Consider the following 23,423-nt stretch of genomic DNA (forward strand, 5'->3'; position numbering starts at 1 on the left):
CTCAGCGCCCCCGCAGCTCGCGGTACGCGGCGACGAGTGCGGCGGTCGAACTGTCCAGCTGCTCGGCCCCCTTGCCCTCGGTCAGCACCGGCTCGATCCGCTTGGCGAGGACCTTCCCGAGCTCGACACCCCACTGGTCGAATGAGTCGATGTTCCAGATCGCACCCTGGACGAAGACCTTGTGCTCGTACAGCGCGATCAGCTGGCCGAGCACGGACGGGGTCAGCCGGTCGGCGAGGATCGTCGTCGTGGGGTGGTTCCCGCGGAACGTCTTGTGCGGCACCAGCTCCTCGGGAACGCCCTCGGCGCGCACCTCGTCCGGCGTCTTGCCGAAGGCCAGGGCCTGGGTCTGGGCGAAGAAGTTGGCCATCAGCAGGTCGTGCTGGGCGACCAGGCCGGGCAGCAGGTCGTCGACCGGCTCGGCGAAGCCGATGAAGTCGGCCGGGATGACCTTGGTGCCCTGGTGGATCAACTGGTAGTAGGCGTGCTGCCCGTTGGTGCCGGGGGTGCCCCAGACGACCGGACCGGTCTGCCAGTCGACCGGATTGCCGTCCCGGTCGACGGACTTGCCGTTGGACTCCATGTCGAGCTGCTGCAAGTACGCCGTGAACTTGGACAGATAGTGACTGTAGGGCAGCACGGCATGCGACTGGGCGTCGAAGAACGCGCCGTACCAGACGCCCAACAGGCCCAGCAGCAGCGGGGCGTTCTCCTCGGCGGGGGCGGTGCGGAAGTGCTCGTCGACGAGGTGGAAGCCGTCGAGCATCTCGCGGAACCGGTCCGGTCCGATGGCGATCATCAGCGAGAGGCCGATGGCCGAGTCGTACGAGTAGCGGCCGCCGACCCAGTCCCAGAACTCGAACATGTTGGCGGTGTCGATGCCGAAGTCGGCGACCTTCCCGGCGTTCGTCGACAGGGCCACGAAGTGCTTGGCCACCGCATCCTGACCGGCCCTCAGGCCGGTCAGGAGCCAGTCGCGGGCGGAGGTGGCGTTGGTGATCGTCTCGATCGTGGTGAAGGTCTTCGACGCGATGACGAAGAGCGTCTCGGCCGGGTCGAGGTCGTGCACGGCCTCGTGCAGGTCGGCGCCGTCGACGTTGGAGACGAAGCGGACGGTGAGCGAGCGGTCCGTGAAGGAGCGCAGCACCTCGTACGCCATGGCGGGGCCGAGGTCGGAGCCGCCGATGCCGATGTTGACGACGTTCTTGATGGGCCGGCCGGTGTGGCCGGTCCACTCGCCCGACCTGACGCGGTCGGAGAAGGCGGCCATCTTGTCGAGGACCGCGTGCACGGCGGGCACCACGTTCTCGCCGTCGACTTCGATCACGGCGTCCCGCGGGGCGCGGAGCGCGGTGTGCAGGACAGCGCGGTCCTCGGTGGTGTTGATCTTGTCTCCGCGGAACATCGCGTCCCGCAGCTCGGCGACACCGGTGGCCGCGGCGAGCTCGCGGAGCAGCCGGAGCGTCTCCTCGGTGACCAGCTGCTTGGAGTAGTCGACGTACAGGTCGCCGACGCGCAGGGTGTATCCGGTACCGCGCTCCGGATCGTCCGCGAAGAGCTCTCGCAGATGGGTCGTCCCGAGCTGCTCACGGTGCTTTCCCAGCGCGGTCCATTCCGGCGTCTGGTTGAGCCTGGCTCGGCTTTGTGCGTTCATCCCGGACATCAGCCCACTTCTTCTCGTAACCGCAGTTCCCCGCTGCCCCTCCAACTTAATTGATCAGGGCGGTGGACGGGACAACGTCGGGCTGCGGCACGGCAGAAGCGTTCCGGCCGGGCACCCTGGGGGTGTCCGGCCGGTGAACAACTTCTACGGAGCCACGAGAGGTGTCAGATCTCGCCGCGGAGTTTGGCGAGGGCTTCGGCAAGGATGGCCTCGCCGTCGGCGTCGCTGCGCCGCTCCCGCACGTACGCCAGATGCGTCTTGTACGGCTCGGTGCGCGGCGGGTCCGGCGGGCTGTCCCGGTCCTGGCCGGCCGGGAATCCGCAGCGCGGGCAGTCCCAGGTCTCCGGTACCTGCGCGTCATGGGCGAAGCTCGGCTGCGTCTCGTGCCCGTTCGAGCACCAGAAGGAGATGCGGGCCCGTGGCGCGGACTCGCCGCGCTCGGCCTCCCCCATCGGCCCCGCTCCGACCCGGCTTCCCCGGATCGCGTTGCCACTTGCCACGGTCGTAACTCCCTGCGTGATGGTGCTCGAAGATGCCCCAGTCTACGTAAGGCCCAACGCGCGTCCAGTGGTTGGAGTTACACCCTCACCGGAATCGCGTACGACGGGTCAGTTGTCCAGCTTGATGAGCAGACCAAGCACCACGATGCACGCGAACCAGCCCAGACCGACCACGACGGTGATCCGGTCGAGGTTGCGCTCGGCGACCGAGGAACCGCCGACGGACGACTGCATTCCGCCACCGAACATGTCGGAAAGACCGCCGCCCTTCCCCTTGTGCATCAGCACCAGCAGCATCAGCAGCAGGCTGAAGACGATCAGGGCGATCTCGAACCCCAAAATCACGGCTGGTCCCTACTTTCCGGAATTCCTGACTGCATGTGCGAACGACGGGGGCCGGGAGGCTGCCCTCCTGGCCCCCGCAAGGGTACGACGGATCCGCGCTACCGCATACTCACTGGTCGCGGAAGCGGACGATCTTGACGAACTCGTCGGCGTCCAGTGCGGCGCCGCCGATCAGTGCGCCGTCCACATCGGGCTGCGCCATGATCGCGGCCACGTTGCCGGACTTCACCGAGCCGCCGTACTGGATGCGGACCGCGTCGGCCAGCTCCTGCGAGTACAGCTCGGCGAGGCGGCCGCGGATCGCACCGCAGACCTCCTGCGCGTCCTCGGGGGTGGCGACCTCGCCGGTGCCGATGGCCCAGACCGGCTCGTAGGCGATCACGATGGTCTCGGCCTGCTCGGCCGGGATGTCCTTCAGCCCGCCGTCGAGCTGCGCGAGCGTGTAGGCGACCTGGTCACCGGCCTTGCGGATGTCCAGGCCCTCGCCGACGCAGAGGATCGGGGTCAGACCGTGCTTGTACGCGGCCTTCACCTTGGCGTTGCAGACCTCGTCGGTCTCCGCGTGGTACTGACGGCGCTCGCTGTGGCCGACGGCGACATAGGTGCACTTCAGCTTGGCGAGCATCGGGCCGGAGATCTCACCGGTGTACGCGCCGGAGTCGTGCGCCGAGATGTCCTGGGCGCCGTACTTGATCTTCAGCTTGTCACCGTCGACCAGCGTCTGGACGGAGCGCAGGTCGGTGAAGGGCGGCAGGACGGCGACCTCTACGGCGTCGTAGTCCTTGTCGGCCAGGGCGAAGGCGAGCTTCTGGACGTGTGCGATGGCCTCGAGGTGGTTGAGGTTCATCTTCCAGTTGCCCGCCATCAGCGGGGTCCGGCCTTGGGCAGTAGCTGTCATGAAAGGTCAGTCCTCCAGTGCGGCGAGGCCGGGAAGCGTCTTGCCCTCGAGGTATTCGAGGCTGGCGCCGCCACCGGTCGAGATGTGTCCGAACGCGTTCTCGTCGAAGCCCAGGATGCGGACCGCGGCGGCGGAGTCGCCACCGCCGACCACGCTGAAGCCCGAGGAGTCGACGAGGGCCTGGGCGACGGCCCGGGTGCCCTCGGCGAAGTCGGGGTGCTCGAAGACGCCCATCGGGCCGTTCCAGAAGACGGTGGCCGCGTCGGCGAGCTTCGATGCGTAGAGCTTGTTGGTCTCCGGGCCGTTGTCCAGTCCCATCTGTCCGGCCGGCATGGCGTCGGCGGCGACGGTGGTGGGGTTGGCCGGGGCCTTGGTCTTGAGGTCGGGGAACGCCGGGGCGACCACGACGTCGACGGGGAGCACGAACTCCACGCCCTTCTCCTCGGCGCGCTTGAGGTACTCCAGCACCACCGGGATCTGGTCCTCCTGCAGCAGCGAGCTGCCGACCTCGTGGCCCTGGGCCTTGAGGAAGGTGTACGCCATGCCGCCGCCGATGAGGATGCGGTCGGCGCGCTCCAGGAGGTGGTCGATGACGCCGAGCTTGTCGGAGACCTTGGCGCCGCCGAGAACCACGGCGTACGGGCGCTGCACGTCGTCGGTCAGCTTCTTCAGGACGCCGACCTCGGTGGCGATCAGGTCGCCCGCGGCGTGCGGAAGGCGGGCCGGGAGGTCGAAGACCGAGGCGTGCTTGCGGTGGACGGCGCCGAAGCCGTCGCCCACGTACACGTCGGCGAGCTCGGCCAGCTGGTCGGCGAAGGCGCCGCGCTCGGCGTCGTCCTTCGACGTCTCGCCGGCGTTGAAGCGGAGGTTCTCGATGACGGCGACCTGGCCGTCGGTGAGCGCGGCGACGGTGGCGCGGGCGGACTCGCCGACCGTGTCGGTCGCGAAGGCCACGTCGGTCCCGAGCAGTTCGCCGAGGCGGGCGGCGGCGGGCGCCAGCGAGAACGCCGGGTCCGGGGCGCCCTTGGGGCGGCCCAGGTGCGAGGCGACGACGACCCGGGCGCCGGCCTCGGCCAGCTTCCGCACGGTCGGCTCGACGGCGCGGATGCGGCCGTCGTCGGTGATGGTGGTCCCGCTGAGCGGCACGTTGAGGTCGGCGCGGACGAATACGCGCTTGCCGGTGACCCCTTCGGCGAGAAGTTCGTCGATCGTCTTCATCTGTCTGGACTCCTTGGAGAACGAGGGAGCATGCAGCGGGGCTCGAACGGCGCTGCGTTGCGCTGTTCGAGCCCCGTGCTCACATCGAGGTGCCTGCCGATCCGAGGATCAGAGCTGGCCGCCGACGAAGACGGTCAGGTCGACGAGGCGGTTGGAGTAACCCCACTCGTTGTCGTACCAGCCGAGGATCTTCACCGTGTTGCCCTCCTGGACCATGGTCAGGGAGGAGTCGAAGGTGCAGGACGACGGGTCGCTGACGATGTCCGAGGACACGATCGGGTCCTCGGTGTACGTCAGGAAGCCCTTGAGGTCGCCGTCGTCGGACGCCTTCTTGAACGCGGCGTTGACCTCGTCCTTGGTGACCTCGCGCTGCAGGGTCACGACGAGGTCGGTGGCGGAACCGGTCGGGACCGGAACACGCATCGCGATGCCGTCGAGCTTGCCCTTGAGCTGCGGGAGGACCAGGGCGGTGGCCTTGGCGGCACCCGTCGTGGTCGGGATGATGTTCTCCGCGGCGGCGCGGGCGCGACGCAGGTCGGAGTGCGGGAAGTCCAGGATGCGCTGGTCGTTCGTGTACGCGTGGACCGTCGTCATCAGGCCCTTGACGATGCCGAAGTTCTCGTCGAGAACCTTGGCCATCGGCGCCACACAGTTGGTGGTGCAGGAGGCGTTGGAGATGACGTGGTGGTTGGCCGCGTCGTACTTGTCCTGGTTGACGCCCATCACGATGGTGATGTCCTCGTCCTTGGCCGGAGCCGAGATGAGGACCTTCTTGGCGCCGCCCGCGATGTGCTTGGCGGCGTCGGCCTTCTTGGTGAAGATGCCGGTCGACTCGATGACGATGTCGACGCCCAGCTCGCCCCACGGGATGTCCGCCGGGTTGCGCTCGGAGAGCACCTTGATGGTGTGACCGTCGACGGTGATGGTGTCGGCGGTGTGGCTCACCTCTGCCTTGAGACGACCCAGAATGGTGTCGTACTTCAGCAGGTGGGCCGTGGTCGCAGTGTCACCCAGGTCGTTGACAGCCACGATCTCGATGTCCGCACCCTGCTCCAGCAGCGCGCGGAAGTAGTTACGACCGATGCGGCCAAAGCCGTTGATGCCTACGCGGATCGTCACGAACCGATCTCCTCGTTAGGTACGCCGGTTTTCGACGCCGGCGAGTTGTATGGGATGTCCCCGACCGCCTCCGACCCTACCTCTCCGGAGCCCTCGGGGTGACATCGAGCGGGGCCGCAGGAACGACGGAGGCCCGTACTCCCCAGTAGGAGTACGGGCCTCCGGTTGTCCGGCCCCACCCGCTGCGACGATTACACAGCGTCAACACCCGCGGGTGCGCGGCGCGTTCCCCCCGCGGCTCGTCGGCGGGGGTGCGAGTCAGCCGACCAGGCCGTCGGCCAGCTCTTCGCTGAGGGTGGATTCCGTGCTCGGGATTCCGAGGTCCTGGGCCCGCTTGTCGGCCATCGCGAGGAGACGGCGGATCCGTCCGGCGACGGCGTCCTTGGTCAGCGGCGGGTCCGCGAGGGCGCCCAGCTCTTCCAGGGAGGCCTGCTTGTGCTCCATGCGCAGCCGTCCGGCCGCCGCGAGGTGCTCCGGGACCTCCTCGCCGAGGATCTCCAGCGCGCGCCCCACCCGGGCGCCTGCGGCCACTGCGGCCCGGGCGGACCGGCGCAGGTTCGCGTCGTCGAAGTTGGCGAGCCGGTTGGCGGTGGCGCGGACCTCGCGCCGCATCCGCCGCTCCTCCCAGGCCAGCACCGACTCGTGGGCGCCGAGCCGGGTGAGCAGCGCGCCGATCGCGTCGCCGTCCCGTACGACGACCCGGTCCACCCCGCGCACCTCACGGGCCTTCGCCGCGATGGAGAGCCTGCGGGCGGCGCCGACCAGCGCGAGCGCGGCCTCCGGGCCCGGGCAGGTCACCTCCAGCGAGGAGGAGCGGCCCGGCTCGGTGAGCGAGCCGTGGGCCAGGAAGGCCCCGCGCCAGGCGGCCTCGGCATCGCAGGTGGCCCCCGAGACCACCTGCGGGGGAAGTCCGCGGATGGGACGGCCGCGGCCGTCCACGAGGCCCGTCTGACGGGCCAGCTGGTCGCCGCCCGCCACTACCCGCACGACATAGCGCGAGCCGCGCCGCAGCCCGCCGGGAGCCATCACGATCAGCTCCGAGCTGTGCCCGAAGATCTCGAGAATGTCCCGCTTCAGCCGGCGCGCCGCCATCGCGGTGTCCAGCTCCGCCTCGATCACAATCCGGCCGCTCACCAGGTGCAGCCCACCCGCGAACCGAAGAATCGCCGAGACTTCTGCCTTCCTGCAGCAGGTCCGGGTTACGGGAAGCCGAGAGATTTCGTCCTTCACCGCTGGCGTCATCGCCATGGGCCGATCCTTCCATGCATCCGAAAAATACGGTCGTACGCGGCAGCCAACAGCTCCGGATCATGAATCGGAACGCCGTCGGGTGAGGCCACGGGCGCCAGCTCGACTGCGGCGCCGAGCCGTTTTGCGGCATCGGCGAGGGACTCGCGGTCGGGCACGGCGGCCTCGTCGGCCAGCACCACGTCCAGGGCGAGTTTAGGGGCGTGTCGTCCCAAAACCTCCAAATGACGCTGCGGAGAGAAGCCATCTGTTTCGCCGGGTTGCGGTGCGAGGTTCAGTGAGAGGACCTTCCGGGCCTTCGTTTCGATCAGCGCGTCCAGCAGATCGGGGACCAGCAGATGCGGAATGACCGACGAGAACCAGGAGCCGGGGCCGAGCACCACCCAGTCCGCGTCGAGGACCGCGGCGACCGCTTCGGGTACGGCCGGCGGGTCGTGCGGGACGACGTGCACGGACTGCACCTCACCCGGCGTGAGCGCCACGGTCGCCTGGCCGCGCACCGTGTCCACCTCGTCCGGGCGCTCCGGGTCGTGGCCCTTCACGAGCGCCTGGAGCTCCAGCGGCACGGCGGACATCGGCAGCACCCGGCCGTGCGCGCCGAGGAGCTTGCCGACCAGGTCCAGGGCCTGTACGTGGTCGCCGAGCTGCTCCCACAGGGCGACGATCAGCAGATTGCCGACCGCGTGCTCGTGCAGGTCGCCCTTGGACTGGAAGCGGTGCTGGATGACCTGGGCCCAGGTCTGGCCCCATTCGTCGTCGCCGCACAGCGCGGCCAGCGCCTTGCGCAGGTCGCCGGGCGGCAGGACGCCCAGCTCCTCGCGGAGCCGGCCGCTGGAGCCCCCGTCGTCGGCGACGGTGACCACGGCGGTCAGGTCGCCGGTGATCCGCCGCAGCGCGGTGAGTGAGGCGGACAGGCCCATGCCACCGCCGAGCGCGACGACCTTGGGCTGTGCGCCGCGCTTGCGGCCGGACAGCGCGGAGGTGGCCCTGCTCAGCCGGCGCAGACGGAGGTTGCGACTGGTCACTCGCGCCCCATGTCCCGATGCACGAGCACGGTCTCGATCCCCTCGGTGGCGAGCCTGGCCGCCAGCTTCTCCGACATGGCGACGGAGCGGTGCTTGCCGCCCGTGCAGCCGACGGCGATGGTCACGTAGCGCTTGCCCTCGCGGCGGTATCCCGCGGCGATGAGCTGGAGCAGCTCCGTGTACTGGTTGAGGAACTCCTTGGCGCCCGGCTGGTCGAAGACGTAGGCGGAGACCTCCTCGTTGAGCCCGGTGAAGGGGCGCAGCTCGGGGACCCAGTGCGGGTTGGGCAGGAAGCGGCAGTCCACCACCAGGTCGGCGTCGACGGGCAGCCCGTACTTGAAGCCGAAGGACATCACGGTGGCACGGAGCTCCGGCTCCTCGTCGCCCGCGAACTGGGCGTCCATCTTGGCGCGCAGTTCGTGCACGTTGAGGCTGGAGGTGTCGATCACCAGGTCGGCGTCGCCGCGCAGCTCGCGCAGCAGGTCGCGCTCGGCGGCGATGCCGTCGACGATGCGGCCGTCGCCCTGGAGGGGGTGCGGGCGGCGGACGGACTCGAAGCGGCGGACCAGCGCGTCGTCGGAGGACTCCAGGAAGACGATCCGCCGGGTGACGCCCTTGGCCTCCAGGTCGGCGAGCGACTCCCGCAGATTGTCGAAGAAGCGGCGGCCCCGGACGTCGACGACGACGGCGATCCGCGCCACGTTGCCCTGCGAGCGGGCGCCGAGCTCCACCATGGTGGGGATCAGCGCGGGCGGCAGGTTGTCGACGACGAACCAGCCGAGGTCCTCCAGACACTTGGCCGCCGTGCTACGGCCGGCGCCCGACATTCCGGAGATGATCACCAGCTCGGGGATGGCCACCGTGCTGTCGCCCGTCTCGATCGAGGTGCCCGTACTCACGTCTGCTGCTCCGTCTGCTCGGTCTGTGCGGTCGTGCCCGTGTTCAAGCTCGTGCTCGGTCATGTCGTGCTGCCCCCGTCGTCCTCTTCAATGATCTCTCCTGTGGCCGTGTTCACGGCAGGCGTGGCCGGGACGGCCGTGGCGAGGGCGACAGCCACTGATTCCGCCGTCCTGCGGCCTATCCCCGGAACCTCGCAGATCTCGTCGATTGTCGCCTGTTTCAGCTTCTTGACGGAGCCGAAATGCTTGATCAGGGCCTGTTTCCGGGTCTCTCCGAGTCCGGCGACCGCGTCCAGGGGGCTGGACCGGATGCGCTTGGCCCGTTTGGCGCGCTGGTAGGTGATGGCGAAGCGGTGCGCCTCGTCACGGACGCGCTGGAGGAGGTAGAGGCCTTCGCTGGAGCGGGGCAGGACGACCGGGTCGTCGTCGTCCGGGAGCCAGACCTCTTCGAGGCGCTTGGCGAGGCCGCAGACGGCGATGTCGTCGATCCCCAGCTCGTCCAGGGCACGCCTGGCCGCGGCGACCTGGGGCTGCCCGCCGTCGACCACGAGGAGCTGCGGCGGGTAGGCGAACCGCTTGGGCCTGCCGTCGTCCTCACGGGGCTCGGCGGCTCCGTCCTCGTCGGGACCGGCCGGTACGGGGCCCGTGGGGGCGGGGCCGTCGGCGGCGGGGCCGTCGGTGGCGGGGCCGTCGGTGGCGGGGCCCTCCTCCCATTCCCCCGTCCGCTCCTTCTCCTGGAGGTAGCGCCGGAAGCGCCGGCTGATCACCTCGTGCATCGAGCGGACGTCGTCCTGTCCCTCGAAGCCCTTGATCTGGAAGCGGCGGTACTCCCCCTTGCGGGCCAGCCCGTCCTCGAAGACCACCATCGACGCCACCACGTCGTCACCCTGGAGGTGGGAGATGTCGAAGCACTCGATGCGCAGCGGAGCCGTGTCGAGGCCGAGCGCCTCGGCGATCTCCTCCAGGGCCCGGGAGCGGGTGGTCAGGTCGGAGGCGCGCTTGGTCTTGTGCAGCCCCAGGGCCTGCTGGGCGTTGCGCTGGACCGTGACCATCAGGTCCTTCTTGTCGCCGCGCTGCGGGATGCGCAGGCTTACCTGGGATCCCCTGCGGTCCGCCAGCCACTGGGAGACCGCCTCGGGGTCCTCGGGAAGGGCCGGGACGAGGACCTCCTTGGGAACGGAGTCGCCGGTCTCCTCGCCGTACAGCTGCTGGAGGGCATGCTCGACGAGGCCGGAGGTGTCGACGTTCTCCACCTTGTCGGTGACCCAGCCGCGCTGGCCGCGCACCCGGCCGCCGCGGACGTGGAAGATCTGGACCGCGGCCTCCAGCTCGTCCTCCGCGACCGCGATCAGGTCGGCGTCGGTGGCGTCGGCGAGCACGACGGCGCTCTTCTCCATGGCGCGCTTGAGCGCCTCCACGTCGTCACGCAGGCGAGCCGCGCGCTCGTACTCCATCTCCTCGGCCGCCGCCATCATGTCCTTCTCCAGGCGGCGGATGTACGTGCCGGTACGGCCGGCCATGAAGTCGCAGAAGTCGTCCGCCAGTTCGCGGTGCTCCTCCGGGGTGACCCGGCCGACGCAGGGGGCCGAGCACTTGCCGATGTAGCCGAGGAGACAGGGGCGGCCGGACCTGGCGGCGTTCTTGAAGACGCCGGTGGAGCAGGTGCGCACCGGGAAGACCCGGAGCATCAGGTCGACCGTCTCGCGGATCGCCCAGGCGTGCCCGTAGGGGCCGAAGTAGCGCACGCCCTTCTTCTTGGCGCCGCGCATCACCTGGACGCGCGGGAACTCCTCGTTGAGCGTGACCGCGAGGTACGGATAGCTCTTGTCGTCGCGGTACTTGACGTTGAACCGGGGGTCGAACTCCTTGATCCAGGAGTATTCGAGCTGGAGCGCCTCGACCTCCGTGGAGACGACGGTCCACTCCACTGACGCGGCGGTGGTCACCATCGTGCGCGTGCGCGGATGGAGGCCGGACAGGTCCTGGAAGTAGTTGGCGAGCCGCTGGCGCAGGCTCTTCGCCTTCCCGACGTAGATCACCCGGCGGTGTTCGTCGCGGAATTTGTAGACCCCCGGGGAGTCGGGGATCTGTCCCGGCTTGGGGCGGTAGCTGGAGGGGTCTGCCATGTCTCCCACCCTACTTGCGGGCAGTGACAGCACGGTGTGCTCATGGGTGGCGCCGCGCTCCGGGACACGGGGTGGGGGCACGTGTCCCGGAGCGCGGGGTCATCGGGTCCGGAGAGCCGTTACGGTCACCGGGTCCTGCGGCGGCCCCGGTGGCGCAGGGCGGTGACGCCGCAGAGGGCGAGTACGGCGACCGCGCCCGCCGCCGCTGCCGTGGAGATCGCGGTCAGGGCGGTGCCCGTCGCGGCGTCCGCCGCGACGGCGGGCCCGGGCTCTCCCGTGACGGGCTTCGCGCCGGTGGGTCCGTAGCCGCCCGCCCGGCCCGCGCGGGCGTAGCCGGAACCGGGGAGCTTGTCCGAGTACGCGGCCCGTACCCGGGTGCGGTAGGCGGCCAGGGTGGTGCCGTCCGCGCCGACGGCACGGACGGCGTCCGTGTCCAGCGGGAGCACCCGGCCGCCCTTCTGGACGTACCAGGCGTCGATCTGCGGTTCCCTGAAGACGATGCCTCCGGGCAGCTTGCGGGCACCGGAGGCCGCGTACCGGGTCTCGTCGTCGCCGGTGGCGATGTTCACCACCCGCCAGCTCCCGTCCTTGCCCGGCTCCGGAAGTGTCCAGAGGGATGCCTTCTGCCCGTCCGAGGAGACCGCCGTACTGGCCAGGTATTCCAGTGCGGCGACGGACGCCCCGGGTTCGCCCGCGACGAAGTCCGCGGACAGGGTGCGTACGGGTACGGCGCCGCCCTCGATCCGCGGCGCGGCGGCCGCCCTGGTGACGGCGCCCTCTCGGGCGAAGAACCGGGACAGTGTGTTCAGGGTCGTGGCGTCGGTGGCCGCCTCGTGGGCCGCCGCCAGGGCCGCCGGAGTGACCGAGGGACCGGTGGCGGCAGCCGCCTGCGGGGCGGCGGTCAGCAGGGCGGCGCAGGCCAGCACGCCGCTCGCGGCGAGGGCGGCGGCGAGCGGACGTGCGCCGCTCGCGATACGTGGGGCGGGGCGGTGCGGGGAAGCCGGGGAACTGGTGGAGGTCATGCCGTCACGCCCCGATCCGGTAGAGCGAGTGGGTCCAGGAGAACTCGCTGTTGTTCACGTACCAGGCGTGCGAGGCCCAGTTGTAGCGGTTGCTGGAGGGCCAGGGGTCGCCCCAGTAGACCCAGCTGTTGGCGTCGTCGTACCCGTACAGGACGTGCATGTGGCCGCCGCCGGAGGACCACTGGATGCGGGTCTCCACCGGCCGTCCGGCGGCTATCTCGGCCTGCACGGTCGGGTAGCGCAGCCAGCCGGTCACGTACGAGCCGGGGTTGATGCCGGCCCAGTACAGACCGTCCTGGACGTTCCCGAGCGAGGCCTGCGAGTTGGGGCACTCGTAGCCCTGGGCCCGGCCGAAGGCCGCGTTGCAGAACTGGTTCTGCGTGTAGTTCCGGCCGAACCAGGTGGCGATGGTGTTGCCTGCGGCGGCCCAGCACCAGTTCGTCTTCTGCTGCGCCTGCATGCTGATGTTCAGCCGCTGGGCGGCGGCGAGGGTGTCCGTCGCCGCGGAGACGGCGTGGTGCTGATCGGCGGCGGCGGTCGCCGTGGGTGCGGCGAGCAGTACGGCGGCGAGTACGGCTGTCACCGACAGCCGGCCCGGCCGGATTCTTCGGTTGCGCATGGCGTTCCTCCCGGGGCGGGGGGTGGGGGATCCAAGGAGCGCGTCCGGACGCTGCGAGGAGCATCAACCGTTGTCGGGAGCGGGTCAACACGCTTCAATGCGGGGGAACATCGCGGTGTGAACGCCGGTGGCGGGTGTGTGAACACTCCCCCCTGGCCACCTGCGGCCCCACACCCGTCGGCACGGCCCGGTCGTCGCCCGCCGTGAACGTTCACCTGGAGGACCCATGCAGCACACCGAGGCCGAACTGGCGCAGGTGCTGCACACCGGCCCGTTCCACCTGGCGCTGCGCACCGCTCTCTCGGTGCGCGGGCTGCCGTTGCAGCGGGTGCAGCACCATCTGGCGCACCGGGGGGTCAAGGTCGGTGTGACCAGCCTCAGTTACTGGCAGCAGGGCGCCCGGCGTCCGCAGCGCCCGGAATCCCTGCGGGCCGTGAAGGCGCTGGAGGAGGTACTGGAGCTGCCGGGGAACTCCCTGCTCGGGCTGCTCGGGGCCGGGGAGTCCCGCACCGACGCCGGCCGTCCGCCCGCCCGCTCGTACCGCTCCCTGATGGAGGTGTCCGGAGCGGTGGAGCGGCTGCTCGCGGCGATGGAGTCACCCGAGGACGGTGGGCTGCACACGGTGGGGCATCAGGAGCGGGTACGGATCGGGCCCGGCCGTCAGATGCAGTACCGGAGCTCGCAGCACGTCGTGCGCGCCCACCGCGACGGCATCGACCGCTATCTCGCCGTGTACCGCGGCGATCCGGGCTGCGATCCGGCGCGGGTCGGGGTGAGCGCCCGGGAGAACTGCAGGACGGGGCGGGTCCGCTGGGACGCGGCGACGGGGGTGCTGGTCGCCGAGCTGCTCTTCGACACCCGGCTGCGTGCGGGCGAGACGTACCTCTTCGGCTACGGCTTCGAGGACGGTACGGGAGGGCCCTGCGGCGAGTACGTCCGCGGCTTCAGCTTCGGCGGCGGGCAGTACGTGCTGCAGGTCCGGTTCGACGAGGAGGCTCTGCCGGTACGGTGCCGGCGATTCGCCCAGGTCTCCGCGGGGGCGCCGCGCGGGGGCCGGACCGATCTCACGCTCACCGGCCGGCACCGGACCGTTCATCTGGTGGAACAGGGGGTACGGCCCGGCCTGGTCGGCATCGACTGGGACTGGGGCTGAGGCGGGCCCGCGGGCGTCCGGTTCGGGCCCGGGGGCGTCCGGGTCAGACGTCAGGGCCGGGGTGGCGGGTCAGGCGTCGGGGCCGGGTCAGGCGTCGGGGCCCGCGATCAGCTTTCCGCCCTCGACCTTGACCGGGACGGAGGGCAGCGGCACGGTCGCGGGGCCGTGGACGGCCTTGCCGGTCGTGGTGTCGAAGAGGCTGCCGTGGCAAGGGCAGTGCCCCTCGTTCTTCTCGACCTTGTCCAGCAGACAGCCCGCGTGGGTGCACTGGGCACTGAACGCCTTGTACTGCCCCTTGGCCGGGCAGCTGACGATGACGCGCTGCTCGCGGTAGAGCCTGGACTCGCCGACCGGGATCTCGTCGGGGGCACCGAGCTCGACGGGTGCGGTGGGGGTCGGCGTCTGGGCGTGCCCGAGCTTCGAGTCGGTCGAGCAGGCGGCCACTCCCAGCCCGGCGACCCCCGCGAGAGCGGCGCCCTTCAGCACGGTGCGGCGGGCGGCGGGCTGGCCGGACATGCGGTCTCCACAGGTCAGAGGGGCAGAGGGTGCCAAGGCTGCCGGGGCGCCCGAGGCGGCAGGGGCAGCGGTGACGTAACCGACGATACCGGCGGAGACGGACGCTCCTGCGCCCGGGCCGGGTGCACCCGGTCGTGCCTGGTCAGGGCCGGAGCACGCCGAGGTGGCGGCCCCTTCCGGGAAAGGGGCCGCCACCTCGGGACGGGCGTCACGCCGCGCTGTCGGTCCCGGCCGTCGGCCGGTCTCGTCAGGCCTTGCGCGCGCGGGTCGTCTTCTTGGCAGCGGGCTTCTTCGCCGCAGACGTCCCAGCGGCCTTCGCCGTCGAACCGTGGGCGGCCTTCGCCGTCGCGGTCTTCGCCGTCGCCGTCTTGCGCACGGGGGCGGCCTTCGCGGCGACCGCCTTCTTAGCGGCCGTCTTCCGCGCCGGCTTGCGCGCCGCGGGCACGGCCGCCTCGCTCACCCGGTCCGCGTCCAGGATGCCCTGGAGGAACTTCCCGGTGTGGCTGGCGGGGACGCCCGCCACATACTCCGGGGTGCCTTCGGCAATGACCAGACCGCCGCCGTTGCCGCCCTCGGGTCCCATGTCGATGACCCAGTCGGCGGTCTTGATGACATCGAGGTTGTGCTCGATGACGATCACCGAGTTGCCCTTGTCGACCAGGCCGGAGAGCACCTTGATCAGCTTGGAGATGTCCTCGAAGTGCAGACCGGTGGTCGGCTCGTCCAGAACATAGACCGTGCGTCCGGTGGAGCGCTTCTGGAGCTCGCTGGCCAGCTTCACCCGCTGGGCCTCGCCGCCCGAGAGTGTCGGCGCGGACTGGCCGAGCCTGACGTATCCCAGACCCACCTCGTTGAGCGTCCGCAGATGGCGCGCGATGGTCGGGACGGCCTCGAAGAATTCCAGGCCCTCCTCGATCGGCATGTCCAGCACTTCGGCGATGGACTTGCCCTTGTAGTGGACCTCCAGGGTCTCCCGGTTGTAGCGCGCTCCGTGGCAGACCTCGCACGGGACGTACACGTCCGGCAGGAAGTTCATCTCGATCTTGATGGTGCCGTCGCCCGAGCAGTTCTCGCAGCGGCCGCCCTTGACGTTGAAGGAGAACCGGCCCGGCAGATAGCCGCGGACCTTGGCCTCCATCGTCTCCGCGAACAGCCGGCGGACATGGTCGAAGACCCCGGTGTACGTCGCCGGGTTGGACCGGGGCGTGCGGCCGATGGGCGACTGGTCGACATGCACCACCTTGTCGACGAGGTCGTCCCCGTCGACCCGGGTATGCCGGCCGGGCACCGACTTGGCGCCGTTGAGCTCGCGCGCCAGGTGGGTGTAGAGGATGTCGTTGACCAGCGTCGACTTTCCCGAACCGGAGACGCCGGTCACGGCGGTCAGCACGCCGAGCGGGAAGGAGACGTCGATGTCCTGGAGGTTGTTCTCCCGGGCACCGTGGACCGTGAGCAGACGCGAGGGGTCGACGGGGCGCCGGATCTCGGGCATCGCGATCGACTTCTTGCCGGTCAGATACTGACCGGTGATCGACTTGTCGTTGGCCAGCAACTCCTTGAGCGAGCCGGAGTGGACCACCTTGCCGCCGTGTTCGCCGGCGCCGGGGCCGATGTCGACGACCCAGTCGGCGACCTTGATGGTGTCCTCGTCGTGCTCGACGACGATGAGCGTGTTGCCCATGTCGCGGAGCCGGACCAGAGTCTCGATCAGCCGGTGGTTGTCGCGCTGGTGCAGACCGATGGACGGCTCGTCGAGCACGTACAGCACGCCGACCAGACCGGAGCCGATCTGGGTGGCGAGCCGGATGCGCTGGGCCTCACCGCCGGACAGGGTGCCCGCCGCGCGGTTCAGCGAGAGGTAGTCCAGGCCGACGTCGACCAGGAACTTCAGCCGCTCGTTGACCTCCTTGAGCACCCGCTCGGCGATCTTCTTGTCGCGGGCGTTCAGCTTCATCCGGCCGAGGAACTCGGCGCACTCGCTGATCGACATCGCGGCGACCTGGGCGATGGACTTCTCCATCACCGTGACCGCGAGGACGATCGGCTTGAGCCGGGTGCCCTCACAGGTCGGGCAGGGCACCTCGCGCATGTAGCCCTCGAAGCGCTCCCTGCTGGAGTCGCTCTCCGCCTCGGAGTGCCGCCGCTTGACGAACTGCACCGCTCCTTCGAAGGAAGGCGTGGTGTAGGCGCGCTCGCGCCCGTACCGGTTGCGGTAGCGGACCTCGGTCTGGATCTTGTGGCCGAAGAGCAGGGCCTTCTTGGCGCGCTGCGGCAGCCCGGCCCAGGGGATGTCCGTACGGAACCCGAGGGCTTCGGCCAGGGCGTTGATCTGGCGGCCGAAGTACTCCTTGGTGTGGCCGTGCGACCAGGGGTGAATCGCGCCCTCGTCGAGGGACTTCTCCTCGTCCGGGACGATCAGCTCCGGGTCGACCTCCATCCGCGTACCGATACCCGTGCAGTCGGGGCAGGCGCCGAAGGGGGAGTTGAAGGAGAAGGAGCGCGGCTCCAGCTCCTCGAAGGAGAGGTCGTCGTACGGGCAGTAGAGGTGCTCGGAGTACATCCGCTCACGCTCGGGGTCGTCCTCGGGGAGGTCGACGAAGTCGAGCACGACCATGCCGCCGGAGAGGCCGAGGGCGGTCTCGACCGAGTCGGTCAGCCGGCGCTTGGCACTGTCCTTCACCGTGAGGCGGTCGATGACCACCTCGATGGTGTGCTTCTCCTGCTTCTTGAGCGTGGGCGGCTCGGAGAGCTGGATGGTCTCGCCGTCGACCCTGGCCCTGCTGTACCCCTTGGTCTGCAGATCGGCGAAGAGGTCGACGAACTCGCCCTTGCGCTCACGCACCAGCGGCGAGAGCACCTGGAAGCGGCTGCCCTCGGGCAGGCCGAGGACCTTGTCCACGATGGCCTGCGGCGACTGGCGCGAAATGGGACGGCTGCACTCGGGACAGTGCGGCTTGCCGATCCTGGCGAAGAGCAGCCGGAGGTAGTCGTAGACCTCGGTGATCGTGCCGACCGTCGAGCGCGGGTTGCGCGAGGTCGACTTCTGGTCGATGGAGACGGCGGGCGACAGCCCCTCGATGAAGTCGACGTCCGGCTTGTCCATCTGGCCGAGGAACTGCCGGGCGTACGAGGAGAGCGACTCCACGTAGCGCCGCTGGCCCTCGGCGAAGATCGTGTCGAACGCGAGCGACGACTTACCCGACCCGGAGAGCCCGGTGAAGACGATGAGGGAGTCGCGGGGGAGGTCGAGCGAGACGTTCTTGAGGTTGTGCTCGCGAGCGCCACGGACGATGAGACGGTCGGCCACGCCGGTCCGCACCTTTCTAGAGAGAAGCGGGGGAACTGAGCCCCTGCCCCAGGGTATGGGGGGTGCCACAGCGATGTACGAAGCTTTCGACTCCGAGCGTATAGCACGCGCATTCGATTTACGGACGGCTGATGACTCCTTCACCCGAATGAGTGGCGAGGCTAGGCTCGGCCCCATGACTGATCATGCGCACGACCTGGCCGCACTGCGTGAAGCGACCGACCGACTGCTCAGCGCCACGGAGAAACTGGACGACGCGGCACTCGCCGAGCCGTCGCGCCTCCCGGGCTGGAGCCGGGGTCATGTCATCGCGCACCTCTCACGTAACGCCGACGCGCTCGCAAATGTTCTCCAGGGCCGCCCCATGTACGCAGACAGCGAAACCCGCGACCGCGACATCGAGCGGGACGCACCCCGGCCGCAGGCCGAGCAGCTGTCCGACCTGGCCGCGAGCGCGGTCCGCTTCACGGACGCCGCCGCGGAACCTGCGGACTGGTCACGCACGGTGGCGCTGCGCAACGGCGTGACGGACTCCGCGTCCCGGATCCCCTTCCGCCGCCGCGTCGAGGTCGAGCTGCACCACGTCGACCTGGGGGCCGGCTACGAGCTGGAGGATCTGCCGGACGAGTTCACCGCCCGGGATATCGACTTCCTGGCCGAACGCTTCGCCGGCCACCCCGCGGTCGTCTCGACGGGCTTGGTCGACGACACGGGCCGCATCTGGACGACCGGCGGCGGCGCGGAGGGCGGGCACGTCGCCGTCCGCGGCACGGCGTCCGAGCTGCTCGGCTGGCTCAGCGGGAGGCGCGACGGGTCCGCTCTGACCGTCGAGGGCGGAACCCTTCCCGCACTGCCCCCGCTATAGGCTGAGAGGCATGACGTACAGCGGAGCGGTCAAGGTCGGCGGGCGTGCGGACGTACACGAGTTGACGGATCTGATGATCTCCAAGGTCGCCGTCGGCCCGATGAACAACAACGCCTATCTGCTGCGCTGCCGGGCCACCGGCGAGCAGCTCCTGATCGACGCGGCCGCCGAGGCCGGGACCCTGCTGCAGCTCATCGGTCACGACTCGATCGCCTCGGTCGTCACCACGCACCGGCACGGCGACCACTGGCAGGCGCTGGGCGAGGTGGTCGCGGCCACCGGTGCGCGCACGTACGCCGGGCGGTTCGACGCCGAGGGGATTCCGGTCCCGACGGATGTGCTCGTCGAGGACGGGGACACGATCCGGGTCGGGCAGGTCGTACTGACCGCCCGCCATCTGACCGGGCACACCCCGGGCTCGATCGCGCTCGTCTACGACGACCCGCACGGCGCTCCGCACCTGTTCACCGGGGACTGCCTCTTCCCGGGCGGGGTCGGCAACACGTTCAAGGACCCCGAGGCGTTCGTGAGCCTGCTGCACGACGTGGAGACCAAGCTCTTCGATCCACTGCCGGACGAGACCTGGGTCTATCCGGGGCACGGGCACGACACCACTCTGGGCGACGAACGCCCGCACCTGCCGGAGTGGCGCGCCCGGGGCTGGTGACGAGGCGGCGGGGTGACGGGCACGCGGTCCGCGCCCGTCACCCCGCCCTCCACTCAGGCGTCAGGCGTCGATGCCGGCGCCCTTCTCCGCGGAGTCCTCGGTCTTTCCGGCCTCCGCTGCGGCCTCGGCATCGGCCGTCTTCTTGTTGGCGATCAGGCTGGTGATCGTGGTGATCACCAGTACCCCGCAGATGACGCCCAGCGAGACCGGGATGGAGATCTCTGGGACGTGCACCCCGGACTCGTGCAGGGCGTGCAGCACCAGCTTGATGCCGATGAAGCCGAGGATCACCGAGAGCCCGTAGCTGAGGTGGACCAGCTTCTTGAGTAGGCCGCCGATCAGGAAGTACAGCTGCCGCAGCCCCATCAGCGCGAAGGCGTTGGCGGTGAACACGATGTACGGGTCCTGGGTCAGACCGAAGATCGCGGGGATGGAGTCCAGCGCGAACAGCACATCGGTGGTCCCGATGGCGAGCATGACCACCATCAGGGGGGTCAGGACGCGCTTGCCGTTGCTGCGGATGAAGAGCTTGGTGCCGTGGTACCGGTCGGCGACTCCGAAGCGGCGCTCGATGTTCTTGAGGAGGCGGTTCTCCTCGAACTCCTCTTCCTCCTCGTCGGCCCGCGCCTCCTGGATCAGCTTCCAGGCGGTGTAGATCAGGAACGCGCCGAAGATGTAGAAGACCCACGAGAAGTTGGCGATGACCGCGGCGCCGGCGGCGATGAAGATCGCCCTCAGCACCAGCGCGATCAGCACGCCGACGAGCAGCACCCGCTGCTGCAGGTGGGAGGGCACCGAGAACTTCGCCATGATCAGCACGAAGACGAAGAGGTTGTCGACACTCAGCGATTTCTCGGTGATGAAGCCGGCGAAGAACTCGCCCGAGGCCTGGCTCTCACCGAACACGAGCAGGCCGAGTCCGAAGAGGGCGGCCAGCGCGATCCAGACGATCGTCCAGATTCCGGCTTCCTTGGTCGACACGTCATGGGGCTTGCGCCCGATGAAGAAGTCGACGGCGATGAGGGCGCTCAGACCAAGAATGGTCAGCGCCCAGAGGGTCCATGAAACGTCCACTGCGCCTCCGGCAGTTCGCTACGGCTACTGATCAGCGTCGTCGCTGCCGGAGGTCTCTTCCACCCGGGCGCACGGGATGCGCGCCTGGGCCGGCGCCCCGGGACCGGTCACAGTCCGTACTGACGGGAACGCCGCGTATGGGAGTACTCCCCTCCGCTCAATGAACAGTACAGGGAACACCAAGGAAAGGTAAAGAGAAGGGTAAGGAATCCCCAAAGCGCCAGGTCGGAGCGTGTGTTGAAGAGTGGACAGGGTCAGCGGTGCCCGGTGCGGCGCGCGGCGGCCACCCGGTCCAGCACCTGTTCCAGGACGCGGCTGCCGGGCGGGGTCCCGAGCGGCTCGTACGTCCAGGCGTGACCGACCCAGGGGTCGGCCAGATGGTCGTCGGCAACAGGGGTGACGCGGAGCAGGGAACGCCACAGCGGGTCGAGTACCGGACCGTACGCCGAGGCGTCCTCCCGGTCCGCGACCATCAGGAGATGCACCCCGACGGAGGGCCCCTCGTCGGCGAGATAGCGCAACTGGGTGACGGCACGGTCGTCGAAGCCGTGCGGGAAGTCGTTGACGATCAGCAGCTGCTCGGCCGGGTCGAGGTCGGGCGGCAGCGAATCGGCGGCTCCGGCCCTGATCGCCATCTGCACCAGGTCGACGCGCCGGGTGAGGCCGGCGAGGACCGAGGACACTCCCCCGGGCCCGTACGCGGGCGGGCTCGCGAGCACCCCGGCGCCGACCAGTGGGGCCAGTGCCGCGGCTGCGGAGCCTGCCGGGTCGATGACGTGGACCGAGAACTCGTTCGGCGGGTAGACGGCGAGCATCCGCGCGGCGTGCAGGACTGCGCTCTCCATGGCCAGCCGGCGCAGCTGGTCCGAATCGGCCAGGGCGGCAGCCTCGGACGCCGTGCGCCCGCTGTCGATCCACATGCCGCGCTCCAGCGGCAGCCGGACGAGCAGCGGGATCCTCACCCCGGCGCTCTCCGGCAGATGGAGGTCACCGATCCGCAGAGCCATGGGGATCTCCATCGGGACGCGGTAGGCGTGCCAGACGGGGTTGTCCCAGCCCGCGTACGCGGCAGGGAGCGCGGGTTCCACCACGGCGGCCTCGGCGGCCAGCTGGGCGAGGTCGCGGTCCAGAGCCTCGCGGGCCCGGCCGGTCAGCTCGTCGCGCTTGGCGCGGGCCTGCTCACGGGCCCGGTCGCCCGCGCCGCCGATCCGGCTGCGCGGATCGGACAGGGTCCGCTCAAGCTCCTGGTCCATCCGGGACTCGGCGAAGTCGACGGCGCTGCGGTACGCGGCGGTGGCCCGGGCCAGGTCCTCGAACATGCCCCAGACCTGGTTGTAGAGACGCTCGTCCATGGACCAGCCGGTCGCGTCCCCGGCGAGGGGCGTCGCGGGCTGACCGGGCTGGGCGGGCGGCGCGGCTGGCGGGGGCGGCGGAGGTGCCGTGGCCTGGCGACGCGGGTGCGCGTAATCGATGGGGCCCCCGGCGGAGGGGGTGGCGGGAGCAACCGGGGTGGCCGGCGGCGGAGAGGGGCTCGCCCAGGGGGCCGGGCTGCTGGGCGGCTTGGGGCAGTCCGCCGCCCTGGTCCGGCGCCGGACCCCCGGCGTGCCTGACCCGGTCGCCCTCCGAGGTGCGGGGCGGGGGCGGGGCCACCGAGCGGGCCAGACCGCGGGCAACCGCTTCCTGGATCGACCTCGCCAGTTCGGCCGCCCCGTCCACCCCCTGGTCGGCGAGCATCGCGGCGAGACCGCCCGCGTACCCCTGGCCGACCGCGCGGACCTTCCAGGCCCCCTGTCTCCGGTAGAGCTCCAGGGCGGCGACCGCGGACTCGGAGTCCAGACCGGTCAGCGTGAAGGTGGCGATCTCCGTGCCGTCGAGTCCGGTGACCGCGACGAAGGGCGAGGCCACGGCGCCGAACCGGGTCGGACCGCCCGCCTCCAGCGGCAGCGCGAGCAGCACCGTGACGCGGTGCACCGCGTCGGGCAGGGCGCCGAGGTCCACGGCGAGCCGGTGCTCGGCGGCGGCCTGCCTGGACACCTCCAGTCCCGGCAGCTGCGGCGATCCGGGATGGGCTATCCACTCGACGCCGTGCACCGTGCCGCGCTCGTCCCCGAGCGTGGCACCGGCCACCACGGGTGCGCCGGCCGAAACCCGGATCTCCAGACGGGTCTGGGGCAAGGTGTGGTTCTGCCCCCGGACCAGCTCGGCCGTCATTGCCCTGTCCCCTCGACGAGTTACTTCTGCGCGATGCGGTGTCGTACGCGATGCGGTGTCGTGCGTAGTGCGGTGGTGTCGTGCGGTCGTACGAGGCACCGCCATACCTGGTGCCGCCATACGTGGTGCCGTCATACGTGGTGCCCGTGCCGCGCGGCACGCTCCGGCGCCGTGCCGTGCTGTGCCGCCGACCCGTACCGGGCGGTTCGAGGTGCTGCGATGCGGTGCAGCTCCCGGCGGCCGATGCCGCCGGGAGCTGCGCGTACCAGTGCGGACCCTTGGGTCCGGCGCTGCCTACAGGTGCGGCAGGATCGCCGGCATGAGGTCCTGGAAGGTGCGGCCGTTGGCCGGGGTACCGATGGCGGTCATCTGCCACCCGCTGCCCGAACGGTGCACCTTCGCCATGATCTGCGCGGTGTACTGCCCGCCACCGTCCAGCGTGTAGCGGGCGAGCTCCTGGCCGTTGGTCTCGTCCACGATGCGGCAGAAGGCGTTCTGCACCTCCTGGAACGTCTGGCCGGTGAAGGAGTTCACCGTGAAGACGATCTGGTCGATGTGGACCGGCACCCGCTGGAGGTCGACCAGGATCGCCTCGTCGTCGCCGCCCGAGCCGGCACCGCCGACCAGGTTGTCCCCGGTGTGCTTGACCGAGCCGTCATCGCTGACGAGGTGCCGGAAGAACACGACATCGACCGGCTGCTTGTCGGCGAACAGGACCGCCGAGGCGTCCAGGTCGATCTCCCGGGTGCGTGAGCCGAACAGACCGCGGCGCGGAGCCGCCTGCCAGCCGAGCCCCATCCGTACCGCGGTCAGGGTCCCCCCGTCGCTCTTCTGCAGGCTGATGGCCTGACCCTTGGTCATGTTGACCGTCACGCGCTGTCCCCTCTCCGGTGTCCCCGCAACCGTCCTTGCGCGGTTTTCCAGCACCCTACGCAGTCACATCACAGG

Annotated in this window: 19 protein-coding genes and 1 pseudogene; 3 read left to right on the forward strand and 17 right to left on the reverse strand. The window is 70.1% G+C overall.

The window, feature by feature from the left end:
• Position 1: 1 nt before the first annotated feature.
• The 12 genes from pgi to SH922_RS09285 all read right to left on the reverse strand — a co-directional run bounded on the left by pgi (position 2) and on the right by SH922_RS09285 (position 12,682).
• A complete protein-coding gene (gene pgi, locus SH922_RS09230) occupies positions 2–1,654 on the reverse strand; it encodes a glucose-6-phosphate isomerase (RefSeq protein WP_393056808.1) in 1,653 nt (550 codons plus the stop codon).
• A 173-nt stretch (positions 1,655–1,827) separates the two neighbouring features.
• Complete coding sequence (locus SH922_RS09235; RefSeq protein ID WP_078622699.1) at positions 1,828–2,163, reverse strand: RNA polymerase-binding protein RbpA; 336 nt, start codon at positions 2,161–2,163, stop codon at positions 1,828–1,830.
• A gap of 108 nt (positions 2,164–2,271) precedes the next feature.
• The gene (gene secG / locus SH922_RS09240; RefSeq protein WP_018104607.1) at positions 2,272–2,508 is read right to left on the reverse strand and encodes a preprotein translocase subunit SecG; all 237 of its coding nucleotides are present in this window, start codon (positions 2,506–2,508) and stop codon (positions 2,272–2,274) included.
• 109 nt (positions 2,509–2,617) lie between these two features.
• The gene (gene tpiA / locus SH922_RS09245) at positions 2,618–3,406 is read right to left on the reverse strand and encodes a triose-phosphate isomerase (protein WP_393056811.1); all 789 of its coding nucleotides are present in this window, start codon (positions 3,404–3,406) and stop codon (positions 2,618–2,620) included.
• Positions 3,407–3,412: 6 nt separating this feature from the next.
• Complete coding sequence (locus SH922_RS09250) at positions 3,413–4,624, reverse strand: phosphoglycerate kinase (RefSeq protein WP_393056813.1); 1,212 nt, start codon at positions 4,622–4,624, stop codon at positions 3,413–3,415.
• A gap of 108 nt (positions 4,625–4,732) precedes the next feature.
• Complete coding sequence (gene gap, locus SH922_RS09255) at positions 4,733–5,743, reverse strand: type I glyceraldehyde-3-phosphate dehydrogenase (RefSeq protein WP_219573458.1); 1,011 nt, start codon at positions 5,741–5,743, stop codon at positions 4,733–4,735.
• A 258-nt stretch (positions 5,744–6,001) separates the two neighbouring features.
• Positions 6,002–6,991 carry a DNA-binding protein WhiA gene (whiA, locus tag SH922_RS09260; protein WP_024494235.1) on the reverse strand — a complete coding sequence of 330 codons (990 nt, stop codon included), beginning with the start codon at positions 6,989–6,991 and terminating at the stop codon, positions 6,002–6,004.
• Positions 6,982–8,016 carry a uridine diphosphate-N-acetylglucosamine-binding protein YvcK gene (gene yvcK, locus SH922_RS09265; protein ID WP_350988802.1) on the reverse strand — a complete coding sequence of 345 codons (1,035 nt, stop codon included), beginning with the start codon at positions 8,014–8,016 and terminating at the stop codon, positions 6,982–6,984. Before yvcK ends, whiA begins: the two co-directional genes overlap by 10 nt.
• Positions 8,013–8,978 carry an RNase adapter RapZ gene (gene rapZ, locus SH922_RS09270; RefSeq protein WP_393056817.1) on the reverse strand — a complete coding sequence of 322 codons (966 nt, stop codon included), beginning with the start codon at positions 8,976–8,978 and terminating at the stop codon, positions 8,013–8,015. The genes yvcK and rapZ overlap by 4 nt, the downstream gene beginning before the upstream one ends.
• The gene (gene uvrC / locus SH922_RS09275; protein WP_393056819.1) at positions 8,975–11,041 is read right to left on the reverse strand and encodes an excinuclease ABC subunit UvrC; all 2,067 of its coding nucleotides are present in this window, start codon (positions 11,039–11,041) and stop codon (positions 8,975–8,977) included. The genes rapZ and uvrC overlap by 4 nt, the downstream gene beginning before the upstream one ends.
• A 125-nt stretch (positions 11,042–11,166) precedes the next feature.
• Complete coding sequence (locus SH922_RS09280) at positions 11,167–12,063, reverse strand: hypothetical protein (RefSeq protein WP_393056821.1); 897 nt, start codon at positions 12,061–12,063, stop codon at positions 11,167–11,169.
• A 4-nt stretch (positions 12,064–12,067) separates the two neighbouring features.
• Positions 12,068–12,682 carry a papain-like cysteine protease family protein gene (locus SH922_RS09285; RefSeq protein WP_393056823.1) on the reverse strand — a complete coding sequence of 205 codons (615 nt, stop codon included), beginning with the start codon at positions 12,680–12,682 and terminating at the stop codon, positions 12,068–12,070.
• 226 nt (positions 12,683–12,908) lie between these two features.
• On the opposite strand from SH922_RS09285, the gene SH922_RS09290 reads away from it, so the two are divergent.
• Positions 12,909–13,835 carry a hypothetical protein gene (locus SH922_RS09290; RefSeq protein ID WP_393056825.1) on the forward strand — a complete coding sequence of 309 codons (927 nt, stop codon included), beginning with the start codon at positions 12,909–12,911 and terminating at the stop codon, positions 13,833–13,835.
• 87 nt (positions 13,836–13,922) lie between these two features.
• Here SH922_RS09290 and SH922_RS09295 read toward each other — a convergent pair whose 3' ends face one another.
• Both SH922_RS09295 and uvrA read right to left on the reverse strand, forming a co-directional pair.
• Complete coding sequence (locus tag SH922_RS09295; RefSeq protein WP_393056827.1) at positions 13,923–14,351, reverse strand: Rieske (2Fe-2S) protein; 429 nt, start codon at positions 14,349–14,351, stop codon at positions 13,923–13,925.
• A gap of 247 nt (positions 14,352–14,598) precedes the next feature.
• Positions 14,599–17,658, reverse strand: coding sequence for an excinuclease ABC subunit UvrA (gene uvrA, locus SH922_RS09300; protein WP_393056829.1), 3,060 nt, complete (start codon positions 17,656–17,658; stop codon positions 14,599–14,601).
• Positions 17,659–17,833: 175 nt separating this feature from the next.
• Here uvrA and SH922_RS09305 point away from each other — a divergent pair, with 175 nt between their 5' ends.
• Together SH922_RS09305 and SH922_RS09310 are read left to right on the forward strand one after the other, a co-directional pair.
• Positions 17,834–18,523 carry a maleylpyruvate isomerase family mycothiol-dependent enzyme gene (locus SH922_RS09305; protein ID WP_393056831.1) on the forward strand — a complete coding sequence of 230 codons (690 nt, stop codon included), beginning with the start codon at positions 17,834–17,836 and terminating at the stop codon, positions 18,521–18,523.
• 10 nt (positions 18,524–18,533) lie between these two features.
• Positions 18,534–19,190: an MBL fold metallo-hydrolase gene (locus SH922_RS09310; protein WP_393056833.1), complete on the forward strand. Its 657-nt coding sequence runs from the start codon at positions 18,534–18,536 to the stop codon at positions 19,188–19,190.
• A gap of 60 nt (positions 19,191–19,250) precedes the next feature.
• On the opposite strand, the gene SH922_RS09315 is transcribed toward SH922_RS09310, so the two are convergent.
• The 3 genes and pseudogenes from SH922_RS09315 to SH922_RS09325 form a co-directional block, all read right to left on the reverse strand.
• Positions 19,251–20,264 (reverse strand): TerC family protein, encoded by a 1,014-nt coding sequence (locus tag SH922_RS09315; RefSeq protein ID WP_393056835.1) that lies wholly within the window; start codon positions 20,262–20,264, stop codon positions 19,251–19,253.
• Between the two features lie 254 nt (positions 20,265–20,518).
• Positions 20,519–22,475, reverse strand: a pseudogene (locus SH922_RS09320) (TerD family protein).
• A gap of 294 nt (positions 22,476–22,769) precedes the next feature.
• The gene (locus SH922_RS09325; RefSeq protein WP_266777464.1) at positions 22,770–23,348 is read right to left on the reverse strand and encodes a TerD family protein; all 579 of its coding nucleotides are present in this window, start codon (positions 23,346–23,348) and stop codon (positions 22,770–22,772) included.
• Positions 23,349–23,423 lie beyond the last annotated feature (75 nt).

Origin of the sequence: Streptomyces sp. LN549, assembly GCF_043203805.1 — a bacterium.
Lineage (GTDB): Bacteria > Actinomycetota > Actinomycetes > Streptomycetales > Streptomycetaceae > Streptomyces.